Source organism: Paenibacillus sp. PAMC 26794, assembly GCF_000316035.1.
GTDB lineage: Bacteria > Bacillota > Bacilli > Paenibacillales > Paenibacillaceae > Paenibacillus.
This window is the reverse complement of sequence record NZ_ANHX01000075.1, coordinates 1-13230: the sequence shown is the minus strand read 5'-3', so window position 1 is coordinate 13230 and position 13230 is coordinate 1. Positions and strand designations below refer to the sequence as shown.

The following is a 13230-nucleotide window of genomic DNA, read 5'->3' as shown; positions in this document are numbered from 1 at the left end:
TTTTTTTTGAGTACTCATATTGACAATAAGGGTTAACGTTGATAAGATGAAAATAATAAATACCTACTCGTTTACTCGGATATAAAAGATTTACTTATGAACAAAGAAACTTTCGGAAACTTCCGCCCTGTCTAGAGATCTTAGCAGTAAGGGATAGGATCAACAGGATTTCCGCAGTTCTTCTATAACATCCAGAGGCTATCGGCCGCACAGTATAAGGTAACAGGACTTAAGTATTATTCATCCCACTAAGGAGGGCATTCATATGGCTAAAGTAGTTAATAACGTAACAGAACTCATCGGAGGGACTCCGCTTGTTCGTCTGAACCGTATCGTACCTGAAGGCAGTGCTGAAGTATTCGTGAAACTGGAGTACCAGAATCCAGGTTCAAGCGTGAAAGATCGTATCGCAATTAGCATTGTGGAAGAAGCGGAAAAAGAAGGCAAGCTGAAACCAGGTGATACCATTATCGAAGCAACAAGTGGTAACACGGGAATCGGACTCGCGATGGTGGCTGCAGCCAAAGGCTACAAGTCCGTTATCGTAATGCCTGAGACGATGAGCTTGGAGCGTCGTAACTTGCTTCGTGCGTATGGTGCTGAGCTTGTGCTTACACCGGGAGCTGAAGGTATGAATGGTGCTGTTAAAAAAGCCGAAGAACTGCTGAAAGAAAACCCATCCTATTTCATGGCTGAGCAATTTAAAAATAAAGCCAACGTGAAGATCCACCGTGAAACGACTGGCCCTGAGATTGTGGACGCGATCCAATCTGTGGGCGGTACGTTGGATGCTTTCATTGCCGGAATTGGTACAGGTGGAACAATTACAGGTACAGGCGAAGTGCTGAAAGAAGCTTTCCCTGGTATTAAAATTGTTGCAGTTGAGCCAGCAGCTTCGCCAATTCTGGCAGGTGGCAAACCAGGACCTCATAAGATTCAGGGGATTGGTGCCAACTTTATCCCTGAGATTCTGGATCAGGAAATCTATGATGAGATCATTCACATTGAGAATGATGATGCATTCGAGACGGCTCGTCAGGTAGCGAAGGAAGAGGGCATTCTGTCCGGTATTTCCTCCGGTGCAGCGATCCGTGCAGGTCTTCAGGTTGCGAAACAGTTGGGTGAAGGCAAGCGCGTTGTCGTAATCGTGCCAAGTAACGGCGAACGTTACCTCAGCACACCGCTTTACAACTTCGAAGGCTAAGCCTACAAATGACAAAACCAATCCTCCTTGCCCGTATGACGGGTATGGAGGATTTTTGGCGTAATGCTTTTAAAAGGAGCGGCGCTTTAGTATACTATCAGACAATAGAACTAGCGACAGATGGAGGGCGGCACACCGCAATGACACACCTGATGACAACATACGCCGACTGGACGGAGTGGGCTGAACAAGGCTGGACCATGATGCCCTATATCACGAAGTCGGATGAGGGACCGTATCATGGCGGTTTACCGTTATCGTGGGAGGCAGCCTGGCAGCAGGCGTCACCATACGCAATTGTGCTGGAGAATGGCAAAGGCGGGAGATATACATTTCTGGGGCTAGACCCCGTATCCGTAATTTCCGGTAAGGGTCAAGAAGCGGTTATTCGTGATGTACCGGAAGGAACCACCTTGACGGACAGCGGCAAGCCGCTTGATGTATTGAAAAGATGGACTGCCCCGTATAGTGCACCCAAGGTTGATGGGGCTCCAGATTTTGGAGGTGGATATGCAGGTTATCTCAGCTATGATGTAGCGAGATCGTTGGAGAAGCTTCCAGTCTTGGCTGAAGATAACCCGGCTCTGCCGGATTATTGGTGGATGCGTTTTGAAGAAATATGGGCGTACGACCATCAGCAACAGGCACTTTTCTGCATGGTTCATCTGGCTATAGAGCCTAATCAGAACGACACCGATATCCGTGGTCTATATGCAGTGGCCGAAGCACGAGCGACAGCGATGCAGCAACGATGGCTTCATATTATGGGGGCTGCACAGGCCGAGGAACAACAACAGGCACTGGAACGCCGCAACAAGCAGGTCAATCGTACACCGCAGCCTGAAGATGCGGAAAGGGAATCCGAAGGGTGGGCAACCTCCTTTCCACAGGAGGACTTTGAACAGGCTGTACGTACGGTACAGGAATATATCAGGCAGGGCGATGTGTTCCAGGTGAATCTGTCCTTGAGACAGGAAAAGCGGCTTCATTCGAGCGCTGAGCATATTTATGAATGGCTGCGCCTTGTGAATCCATCACCGTATATGGGTATGCTGCGTAGTCCTGACTTTCAACTGGTAAGCGGGTCTCCCGAACTTCTGGTCAAAGTGGAGAATGGCAAAGTCAGTGCACGTCCCATCGCAGGAACCCGAAGAAGGGGCCGTGATGCAGCAGAGGATAAAGCTATGGCGGATGAACTGCTCAGCAGTGAGAAGGAACGGGCGGAGCATATTATGCTCGTCGATCTGGAACGTAATGATATCGGACGGATTGCAGCCTACGGTTCGGTACATGTGCCTGAATTGATGACTATCGAGAAGTATTCCCATGTCATGCATCTCGTATCCCAGGTGGAAGGCAGGCTGGCAGAAGGGTTATCCGTATTTGATGTGATCGCTGCGACATTCCCAGGTGGAACGATTACAGGAGCGCCCAAAGTTCGCACCATGGAGATTATCGAGGAACTTGAGCCTGTGCGGCGTGGGCCTTATACGGGTTCCATCGGGTGGATGGATTACAGTGGGAATATGGAATTGAACATTGTCATTCGTACGCTTGCCATTAAGGATGGTGTCGGTTATGTACAGGCCGGTGCAGGTATTGTCATTGATTCCGATCCATATCGGGAATACAAGGAATGCCGCAACAAGGCAAGAGCGATGATGAGAGCTGTGAATTACAGCGAGGAAGCGGAAGCCAACAGAGCTGTTGAACAAGAACAAGTGGAGCGAACAGAAGCTGTTAAACTAAAATAAAACGAAGCAACCGTCACTTGCGTTGACGGAAGATGAGGAGGAGCAGGCATATGATACTGGTTATCGATAATTACGATTCCTTCACGTACAACCTGGTTCAATATCTGGGTGAACTGGGTGAGACGGTGGAAGTTCGCCGCAACGATGAGATTGATCTGGTAGGCATAGAGGCACTGGCACCTGATCATATTCTGATCTCTCCGGGCCCGTGTACACCGAATGAAGCGGGCATTAGCCTGGCAGTCATCGAGCATTTCAAGGGAAGCATTCCGATCTTTGGTGTTTGTCTGGGGCATCAGTCCATTGGACAAGCGTTTGGTGGCAATGTCATTCGTGCGGAGCGCATGATGCACGGCAAAACATCCGAGATGCACCACAATGGAACATCGGTATTTGCCGGATTGCCATCTCCATTTACAGCTACCCGTTATCACTCCCTAATTGTAGAGCGCAGTAGCCTGCCCGACTGCCTGGAGATTACAGCGGAGACAGCTGAAGGTGAAATTATGGGTCTGCGCCACAGAGAATATGCGATTGAAGGAGTTCAATTCCACCCGGAATCCATTATTACAGACCACGGACATCAGATGCTTCGCAACTTCCTGTCCCAACAGGTGAAGGTATAACATGCAATATGCCGCGATAAACGGAGAGTTGGTCAATATGGCGGCAGCCGTGGTTCCTGTAACGGATCACGGCTTTTTGTACGGACTTGGATTGTTCGAGACGTTTCGGACCTATCAGGGTGTCCCTTATCTTCTGGAACGGCATCTGGAGCGCATGGCCTCGGGGTGTAAGGAACTTGGCATTCCTTTTACAACGACCGCAGCAGAGGTGACAGATTGGATTGAACGTTTGATGCAGGCGAACGAACTTCAGGATGCGTACGTGCGATATACGGTATCCGCAGGTGAAGCACCTCTAGGTTTACCTTCTGGTGATTATTCGAAGCCAAATCATATTTTACTGGCAAAAGCATTACCTGAACCCACTCCCTCTTTATATGAGAGCGGCAAAATGCTCCAACGGTTGTCTACGCCACGCAACACACCCGAAGGTGAAGTCCGGTTCAAGTCACTGCATTACATGAACAGCATTCTGGCGAAACGGGAGCTGAACGGGTATGGGCAGTATGTTCAGGGTGCAGAAGGTCTACAATTAACCCGTGATGGGCATGTCGCTGAGGGTATTGTTAGCAATGTATTTTGGGTACGGGAAAATGTACTCTACACGCCAGCGCTCTCAACCGGCATTCTGCCTGGCATTACGAGAGCTATGGTACTTGAGATCGCCACGCAGCAAGGAATTCCTTGCGTAGAAACGTTAGCGGCTTGGCAGGACCTCCTGCAAGCAGATGAAATATTTCTAACAGGCTCGGTTGCCGAACTGGTTCCGGTTACGACTCTGCGGGATCAGGACGGTGCCGAAACGATAATCAGCAATGGACATATAGGCCCGGTTACAGCAGTCCTTCTGGGTATGTACCGGCAGAAAGCGGGGTATACTTCATGACACTTACACCTGTCATCTATGAACGGAACTATGCATGGGGGCCAGCTGAGTTGAAGCTGGGTGCAAGAACACAGATTATGGGCATTCTTAACGTCACGCCCGACTCGTTCTCGGATGGTGGACGTTATACCAACGTGGAGCGGGCGGTTGCGCATGCCAAGCAGATGATGGAGGATGGGGCGGACCTGATTGATATCGGCGGGGAATCCACCCGGCCAGGTTCAGATGTCGTGGGCGCCGATGAAGAGCTTAGCCGTATTATTCCGGTTATTGAAGCATTGCATCAGCAAGCCCCGCACATTCCGATATCGGTAGATACGTATAAAGCCGATGTTGCGCGTCAAGCTATTCTAGCCGGTGCCCATATTATTAATGATGTGTGGGGTGCCAAGGCAGATCCAGATATGGCCCGCACGGCAGCAGAGCTGGGGTGTCCCATCATTTTGATGCATAATCGGCAGGAGCGAAACTATACCGATTATCTGAGTGATGTCGTGAGCGATTTGCAGGAGAGTATACAGATTGCATTAACAGCCGGCGTGAAAGCAGATCAAATTATCCTGGACCCGGGTATCGGTTTTGTGAAGGGTCTCGGAGAAAATCTGAAGCTCATGTCATCGCTCGGTTTGCTCAATGAAATGGGGTATCCCATTCTGCTAGCCACCTCACGCAAAAGATTCATCCAGAACACCCTGAATGTCGGGGCGGATGATGCGCTGGAAGGAACGGCTGCGACTGTTGCATTTGGCATCGCCCAAGGCTGCCAGATGGTTCGGGTTCATGATGTGAAGCCGATTCGGCGGACGGCAGACATGTGTGATGCCATGTTATATGCTTCTCCGGGTCTACGGAGGAAATAATGCTGGCGGGTCCCTGGTGACCCGTCCAGTGGAAGTGCAACGTTTTTCAAAGGCGAAGCTAAGGGATAACTTAAAATAGATTAAAATTTCAATATATATAGAGGGCAGGCGGATCGTATGGATAGAATGGTATTGCATCGTATGGAGTATTACGGATATCATGGCGTTTTTGCAGAAGAACGGAAGCTGGGAGCGCGTTATTATATTGATCTGGAGATTGATATGGACCTGGGTGAGGCTGGACGTAACGATGATCTGACCAAAACGATTAATTATGCGGAGATCCATGAGCTGGTAAAACAGATTGTTGAGAATAAATCATTCCAGTTAATTGAAGCTTTGGGCGAACATATTGCATCTTCTTTACTAGACACTTATACTATTATCAATGCATTGACAGTCAAGGTGACGAAGCCACATCCGCCATTCGATATTCATTTTGAGGGCGTAACGGTAGAGCTTCGCCGCACAAGAAAGTGAGAACCGATCATGATTGCACATTCGACCTCTGAATCTTCAGAGGCTTATATTGCTTTAGGGGCCAATTTGGGTGACCGGGAACAGACGCTGTTTGAAGCATTGTCTTTGCTGGATGAACACCCTCATATATCCGTTCTGCGTTGTTCTGCACTATATGAGACGGAGCCTGTAGGATATGTAGATCAGCCTGCGTTTCTGAATATGGCAGTCGCCATACAGGTGATGCTGACACCGGAGCAGTTGCTCACGGAATTACTGGATATCGAGAACCGGCTTGGACGTGTTCGTGATATTCGTTGGGGACCGCGTACCGTTGATCTGGATCTGCTCTGGATGAACGGTGAGACGCGAGATACCGAATTGCTTCAATTGCCTCATCCCCGTATGGGAGAACGGGCTTTTGTGCTGGTCCCACTGTCGGATATCGTACCCGAGGGCGAGATTTCAGGTTTGTATACCTTTGTACACTCATCGTTGTCTGTACTGGATGGAAAGGATGGAATACAGCTTTGGAAAACATGCAATTGGCCAATCGAATCCGGGCATTCCGGAAGCTGAAAGGTTTAACACAACATGAACTTGCGGCCGAGACCGGCATCTCGCTGGCCATTCTGGGAACCATTGAACGGGGAAACCGTAAGGTATCACAGCAAGAGCTCGATCGAATTGCTGGTGTGCTGGCAATCAGTATCGAGGAGTTGCAGGGTAACTAGAGCCGTTTCGGTTTCGTCATGTTACAACAACCAAGACACCGATCGAACTTTATATCGTGATATATACAGAATTAAAAAGGAGTGGAACGACTACCGTGCTTAACATTGGTGGCATTGAAATGAAAAACCAGGTCGTACTTGCGCCGATGGCTGGCGTATGTAATCCGGCTTTTCGTTTGATCGCAAAAGAATTCGGAACAGGCCTCGTATGCGCGGAGATGGTGAGTGGCAAAGCCATTGTCCATGGCAACCAGCGTACACGTGAGATGTTGTTTGTAGATGAGCGTGAGAAACCGCTGAGCCTTCAGATTTTTGGGGGAGATCGGGATTCCCTCGTTGAAGCAGCCAAAATCGTGGACAAAGAAACCAATGCAGACATCATCGACATCAACATGGGATGTCCCGTGCCCAAAGTGACGAAATGCGATGCAGGTGCACGTTGGTTACTTGATCCGAACAAAATCTATGAAATGGTATCCGCTGTAGTAGATGCGGTTGAGAAGCCGGTGACGGTCAAGATGCGTATTGGCTGGGATAACGAGCATATCTTCGCGGTTGAGAATGCGCTCGCGGTTGAACGTGCGGGCGGACAGGCGGTAAGTGTACACGGCCGAACACGGGAGCAACTCTATACAGGCACAGCTGACTGGTCACACATCAAAGATGTAAAAGAGGCTGTCTCTATTCCAGTGATCGGCAATGGTGATGTCCATACACCAGAGGATGCACGCCGTATGCTGGATGAAACGGGTTGTGACGGAGTTATGATCGGTCGTGCTGCTCTGGGTAACCCATGGATGCTGTATCGTACCATTCAATACTTAAGCACGGGGGAGTTGCTTCCCGACCCGAATGGCGAAGAGAAGATCCGTGTTGCCATCCTGCATATGGATCGCCTGATCGCATTGAAGAATGAGACGGTTGCCGTACGCGAGATGCGTAAACATCTGGCTTGGTATTTGAAAGGTTTGAAAGGATCTGCTCGCATCAAGGACGTTATTATGGAAGGAACCAAGCGGGATGAGATGGTACATATTCTGGAGAACTTTGTGAGTCAGCTGAAACGCGAAGGTAATTTGGAGTCAGAACCGGTAATCGCCGGAAATGCATCTTAATTATAAACGCATCTGTAAAACGTTTACACCTATAGGGGACGTAACATTGACTTTTCAAGATCGTTCCCCTATACTTTCACAGTATAAATTCGCCATGTGCGTTAATAAGGCTATTGCATCAGGAGGAATATTCTATTTCTCTGGAGAACTTCATATAGTTTTGAATATGTATGCGGGCGGGGCTCTGTAAACAGCACTGGTTCCGTTGCCGTGAAATCAAATTTATTCCCATGACAGGAGAATCGGTTGAGATGAGCGATAAGGAAGTTATCCTTACACCAGAAGGACTCAAGAAGCTGGAAGAAGAATTGGAAATGCTAAAATCGGTTAAGCGCCGCGAAGTGGCTGAACGGATTAAGGTAGCCATCGGGTATGGAGATATCAGTGAAAACTCTGAATACGAAGACGCGAAGAATGAGCAAGCTTTCATTGAAGGACGTGTAATCACGTTGGAGAAATTGCTTCGTAACGCGCGGATTATTAACAGCGACGAGATCGATACCGATGCCGTAAGCGTGGGTGCAACCGTCACTGTAGAAGATCTGGAGTTTGGTGACATCACGGAATATACGATTGTAGGTACTGCGGAGGCAGACCCGCTTCAGAACAAGATATCGAATGAGAGCCCTGTAGGTAAAGCGATTCTCGGCAAGAAAAAAGATACAGTTGTTGATGTAAGTGTGCCTGCTGGCGTAATTCAATATAAAATTATGGACATTAAAAAGCTATAGCAACGAAGCAGTTGGGCACGGTAAACAAAAGCTTCCTTAGGGAAGCTTTTTCAACATTAGAGGAAAAACGTCCTCTCGCGATGCCTGCAATGTAAATAAGGAGATGAATACAGATCATGACGGATGAAGTCTTGAATCAGGAAACCGAACTTAGCGAGCTTTTACAAATTCGCCGTGACAAATTGGACGAGCTCCGCAAATTGGGAATCGACCCTTTTGGCCAAAAATACGTACGTACCGAAGAAGCCGGCTCCATTCTGAAGAAGTATGAAGAACTGACCAAGGAAGAGCTGGAAGAGAAGCACATCGAAGTCAGTATTGCCGGACGGATTATGGCGAAGCGGGGAATGGGTAAAGCAAGCTTCGCACATATTCAGGACCTGAGCGGCAGAATCCAGATCTATGTTCGTCAGGATAGCGTGCCTGAAGACAAGTATGCGGCATTTAGCCTGCTGGACCTTGGCGATATCGTTGGGGTAACGGGTGTGATCTTTAAGACCAAAACAGGTGAAACTTCTGTCAAAGTCAAAGATCTTGAAGTGCTGTCCAAATCGCTCTATCCGCTTCCGGATAAATTCCATGGTCTCACGGACGTTGAGCTGCGTTACCGCCAGCGTTATGTTGACCTGATTGTGAGCCCGGACGTACAACAGACCTTCATCTTACGTTCCAAAATCATTCAATCGATGCGCCGTTACCTGGATTCCCTTGGATATCTGGAAGTGGAAACACCTACGTTGCATACCATCGCAGGAGGAGCTGCAGCACGTCCGTTCATCACACATCACAATGCGCTGGATATGGAACTGTACATGCGGATTGCAATTGAACTTCACCTGAAACGTCTGATTGTTGGCGGACTGGAGAAGGTATATGAGATCGGCCGTGTATATCGGAACGAAGGTATGTCCACACGTCACAATCCGGAGTTCACAATGATTGAATTGTATGAGGCATATGCCGACTACAAGGATATTATGCAATTGACGGAGAACTTGGTTGCTCATATTGCACAGGAAGTACTGGGTACGCAAGTGATCCAGTATGGAGATTATGAAGTAGATCTTACGCCGCAGTGGCGCCGTGTTACGATGGTGGATGCAGTTAAGGAAGTTGTGGGTGTAGACTTCTCGGTGCACATGACGGATGAAGAAGCGCATAATTTGGCGAAAGAACATAAGGTTCCGGTTGAGAAACATATGACATTCGGTCATATTCTGAACGCGTTCTTTGAAGAGTTTGTGGAAGAGACGTTGATTCAACCGACATTCATTATGGGACATCCTCTTGAAATCTCACCACTGGCGAAGAAAAATGATGTAGATCCGCGCTTCACGGATCGCTTCGAATTGTTCATCGTTGGACGCGAGCATGCCAATGCCTTCACAGAGCTGAATGATCCAATCGATCAGCGTCAGCGCTTTGAAGCACAGATGCTGGAGAAAGAACATGGGAACGACGAAGCTCATGAGATGGATGACGACTTCATCCGTGCGCTCGAATATGGTATGCCACCAACAGGCGGATTGGGAATCGGGGTGGATCGTCTGATCATGCTGCTTACCAACTCCCCGTCGATTCGTGACGTACTGCTCTTCCCGCACATGCGTCCTCGTACGCAAGATTAAATAAGGAACGCCGTATACGTTCATAATAGAAGAGGAACCTGCCGTTCAGTTTCATGCTGGGGCAAGTTCCTCTTTAGGTTTACATAGACGCTAAAAATAAAGTTTGTCAGAAGGCCGTTGCTCACAGCACACCATTAGGGTAGCACTGCGTCTTGAAATTGTTAGATTAACCTGTTCGTATTTTTGTTAAAAGAGGTGCCCTTCATGAAGTTCAGGCTTCACTTTGCTAAATTCTTATCTCCTCCGTTAATTCTGGTCGGTGGTTTTCTGCTTATCATTGCGATGGGAACGATGCTTCTCATGTTGCCAATCTCCAACCAAAGCGGTATGCATTTGGCGTTTATTGATGCGCTCTTTACATCAACCTCTGCCGCTTGTGTGACTGGACTTGTCGTTGTGGATGTAGGGACGACCTTTAATTTGTTTGGTCAGATCGTCATTATGGTATTAATGCAGCTTGGTGGACTCGGCTTCATGACTATGGCTACTCTCTTTGCGCTAGTGTTGGGCAAACGAATCTCGCTCAAGGACAGGCTGTTGCTCAAAGAAGCCATTAATGCAGACAGTATGGAGGGTATCGTACGTATTATCCGCAAGGTGTTGATTTTCTCCTTTACCATTGAAGGGGTGGCTGCTGTCATACTAGCGCTGCGCTGGGCAACGGAGATGCCATTGGGTCAGGCTGTGTACTATGGAATATTTCATTCTGTTTCATTGTTTAACAATGGTGGCTTCGATTTGTTTGGCAACAGCTTCTTATACTACACCGGAGATTGGACAATCAATCTGACTGCTTCCATACTCGTTATCTCTGGTGGACTTGGCTTTGTCGTATTGAATGATCTGTTCGAATATCGCAAACGCCGCCGTCTATCTCTTCAGTCCAAACTGGTGCTGTCTGTATCCGGAGCGCTGATCGGTATAGGAGCGATTGTGTTGTTTGTTTTCGAATTCACCAATGGACATACACTGGCTTCACTCACCTGGAGCGAGAAGATCTATGCGTCCTTCTTCCAGTCTGTCTCTACACGTTCGTCGGGAACAAGCACAATTGATATCACGGAGATGAGGCAGGCTACCCAATTTTTCTTCATCCTGCTGATGTTTATCGGGGCATCCCCGGGATCGACCGGGGGCGGAATCAAGACGACTACATTCCTGATCATGATTGGTGCAGTGTATGCCATGATTCGGGGAAATAAGGATATTGTGTTTTTCCGCCAGCGTGTTCCGAAAGAACTGCTGATGAGGGCGTTGACCATTATTATGGTTTCTCTGATCATATTCATGATCGTGGTGATGCTTCTGCTTACGACAGAGGATGCGCCATTCCTTTCACTGATGTTTGAAGCTGCATCGGCTATTGGTACCGTGGGTCTTTCTGTGGGAGTGACTGATGAGTTGACCAATTGGGGAAAAATCATTATTACCTTTACCATGTTTGTAGGTCGGATTGGGCCATTAACCATCGCGTATGCTCTTCGTCCGCGCAAAGAGAAGAAACTGTATCGTCATCCGGAAGGCCGGATCATTATCGGATAAAAAGAAAAACCGTCAGACATTCAGAACTAACTCCTGTTATCGTAACGGGCTTAGTCACAACGAATGTGCTGCGGTTTTTTTGGTTTAACGACACAAGGAAGCAAGATGTAAGGTGAGAACATCGTCCATGAGCTTGGCATTCATCTGATCTGGTCTAAGCACGGTATGTATGCCTAAGCCATCCACGAGTGCATACAATCTCTCGATCTCCAGTTCTTTGTCCAGATCGGGTCTGGAGAGGTCGAGCTTTATCAGGTATTTGATAACAGAACCTACAGCTTGTCTGAGTTCATCATATACGGTATTAGCAAGTTTTTTGAGTGTAGGATCGGTTTTCGATCTGGCTGTAAAAGCGTACCACACCTCCATTTCAGCCAGTTTTTCTTCCGTGTTTGGTAAGAATTCGAGCAATAGGCATTTCATATTGTCCATGGGAGAGCCGGTAAAGGACATTTTTTGGACTCGATGAGACACCCGTTCAGATACCAGATTCATGGCATATAGTAGTAGTTCCGATTGAGTAGAAAAGTAGTGACGCATCGAACCGACCGAAACTCCAGCTTCTTCAGCAATATTCCGAACAGAGGCCTGTTCCATGCCGTCTCTTCGTATAATACGCCAAGCTGCCTCGGCCACGAGCACGCGCTGTTTATTATGATCAACAATTTTAGGCATAGGTGTATTATATCACTGTTGATTATTATAATACATACGTGCTAAATTAAATTTAATACAATTGTATCAAAAAAGGAGAGCTGAAATGATTGGTTATTTCATTATAGGTTGTGAGATTGCCTTTTGGGTGTTTGTGTTCGCGGGTCTGAGTGTCAGGTATATTCTTGGCATGAAGCGGTTAGGTACCGGTTTGTTAATGGCGACGCCGGTCATCGATCTGTTATTGCTGGTAGCTACAGTTATCGATCTACAGCGAGGAGCTACAGCAAGTATGATTCATGGTATAGCTGCGGTGTATATAGGAGCAAGCATTGCTTATGGTCACCAGATGATCGCTTGGGCGGATCGATATTTCCTATATTGGTTCAAGGGTGGAGAGAACCCTCGCAGTAACAAGTTATATGGTAGAGAACATGCGAGTCGTGAGCGTAGTGGATGGTTTAGACATCTATTGGCTTGGGCTATAGGAAGTGCTTTTCTATTCGCTATGATATGGTGGATTGGAGATCCTGAACGTACAGCTGTCTTCAATAATCTGATCAGAGTGTGGGGAATGATACTCGGAATCGATTTTCTGATAAGCTTTAGTTACAGTTTATGGCCAAGAAAGGTTCCTGCTAGGAATGTTAAACATTAAAGTGAAAATGGACGTGCGTATAAACTTGCTAAGTTGAGAGGATACCATATGTACGTCCGTATTAGATCAAACCTATTGTTAATATAGCTTCAAAAAAAGACTTGCATTCAAAATCTGTAGATGGTATATTCTAATTCCGGCCAAGAAAACACGGTTTACACGGTGCGGCAAGCAAATCAAATAAGCTTCGAAAGAAACTTGAAAAAAGAGCTTGCTAAGTTGGTTCGGATGTGATAAGATATAAAAGTTGCTGAAGAGAACGACGTTCGGTAACGAAATAAGTTTGATCTTTGAAAACTGAACAACGAGTGAGTAAACATTCTGCTTGCAGAATGAACGCGAAAGTTTGAAACAAGCCTTGGCTTGGATCAGCTAGAGC

14 protein-coding genes are annotated in these 13230 nt (G+C 47.5%); 13 read left to right on the top strand and 1 reads right to left on the bottom strand.

The window, feature by feature from the left end:
• Positions 1–265: 265 nt before the first annotated feature.
• The 12 genes from cysK (at position 266) to D829_RS0123365 (ending at position 11539) form a co-directional block, all read left to right on the top strand.
• Positions 266–1204, top strand: coding sequence for a cysteine synthase A (gene cysK, locus D829_RS0123420; RefSeq protein WP_017691344.1), 939 nt, complete (start codon positions 266–268; stop codon positions 1202–1204).
• 140 nt (positions 1205–1344) lie between these two features.
• Positions 1345–2958 carry an anthranilate synthase component I family protein gene (locus tag D829_RS0123415; protein WP_017691343.1) on the top strand — a complete coding sequence of 538 codons (1614 nt, stop codon included), beginning with the start codon at positions 1345–1347 and terminating at the stop codon, positions 2956–2958.
• A 50-nt stretch (positions 2959–3008) separates the two neighbouring features.
• Entirely contained in the window at positions 3009–3584 is a 576-nt protein-coding gene (pabA, locus tag D829_RS0123410; RefSeq protein WP_017691342.1) for an aminodeoxychorismate/anthranilate synthase component II, read from the top strand.
• Between the two features lies 1 nt (position 3585).
• Positions 3586–4470, top strand: a complete 885-nt coding sequence (locus D829_RS0123405; protein WP_017691341.1) for an aminotransferase class IV — start codon at positions 3586–3588, stop codon at positions 4468–4470.
• On the top strand, positions 4467–5330 hold the full coding sequence (gene folP, locus D829_RS0123400; protein ID WP_017691340.1) for a dihydropteroate synthase: 864 nt from the start codon (positions 4467–4469) through the stop codon (positions 5328–5330). Before D829_RS0123405 ends, folP begins: the two co-directional genes overlap by 4 nt.
• A gap of 117 nt (positions 5331–5447) precedes the next feature.
• Positions 5448–5810 (top strand): dihydroneopterin aldolase, encoded by a 363-nt coding sequence (gene folB, locus D829_RS0123395; protein WP_017691339.1) that lies wholly within the window; start codon positions 5448–5450, stop codon positions 5808–5810.
• Positions 5811–5819: 9 nt separating this feature from the next.
• On the top strand, positions 5820–6368 hold the full coding sequence (folK, locus tag D829_RS0123390; RefSeq protein ID WP_017691338.1) for a 2-amino-4-hydroxy-6-hydroxymethyldihydropteridine diphosphokinase: 549 nt from the start codon (positions 5820–5822) through the stop codon (positions 6366–6368).
• The gene (locus D829_RS0123385) at positions 6320–6523 is read left to right on the top strand and encodes a helix-turn-helix transcriptional regulator (RefSeq protein WP_026081371.1); all 204 of its coding nucleotides are present in this window, start codon (positions 6320–6322) and stop codon (positions 6521–6523) included. Before folK ends, D829_RS0123385 begins: the two co-directional genes overlap by 49 nt.
• 95 nt (positions 6524–6618) lie before the next feature.
• A complete protein-coding gene (gene dusB / locus D829_RS0123380; RefSeq protein ID WP_017691336.1) occupies positions 6619–7638 on the top strand; it encodes a tRNA dihydrouridine synthase DusB in 1020 nt (339 codons plus the stop codon).
• A gap of 251 nt (positions 7639–7889) precedes the next feature.
• Entirely contained in the window at positions 7890–8369 is a 480-nt protein-coding gene (gene greA, locus D829_RS0123375; RefSeq protein WP_017691335.1) for a transcription elongation factor GreA, read from the top strand.
• 116 nt (positions 8370–8485) lie between these two features.
• Positions 8486–9997: a lysine--tRNA ligase gene (gene lysS, locus D829_RS0123370; RefSeq protein WP_017691334.1), complete on the top strand. Its 1512-nt coding sequence runs from the start codon at positions 8486–8488 to the stop codon at positions 9995–9997.
• 204 nt (positions 9998–10201) lie between these two features.
• The gene (locus D829_RS0123365) at positions 10202–11539 is read left to right on the top strand and encodes a TrkH family potassium uptake protein (RefSeq protein WP_017691333.1); all 1338 of its coding nucleotides are present in this window, start codon (positions 10202–10204) and stop codon (positions 11537–11539) included.
• Positions 11540–11623: 84 nt separating this feature from the next.
• Here the strand turns inward: D829_RS0123365 and D829_RS0123360 are convergent, their stop codons facing one another.
• Positions 11624–12214 (bottom strand): TetR/AcrR family transcriptional regulator, encoded by a 591-nt coding sequence (locus tag D829_RS0123360; RefSeq protein WP_026081370.1) that lies wholly within the window; start codon positions 12212–12214, stop codon positions 11624–11626.
• Between the two features lie 85 nt (positions 12215–12299).
• Between D829_RS0123360 and D829_RS0123355 the strand changes: the two genes are divergently transcribed.
• Positions 12300–12851: a hypothetical protein gene (locus D829_RS0123355; protein WP_017691331.1), complete on the top strand. Its 552-nt coding sequence runs from the start codon at positions 12300–12302 to the stop codon at positions 12849–12851.
• Positions 12852–13230 lie beyond the last annotated feature (379 nt).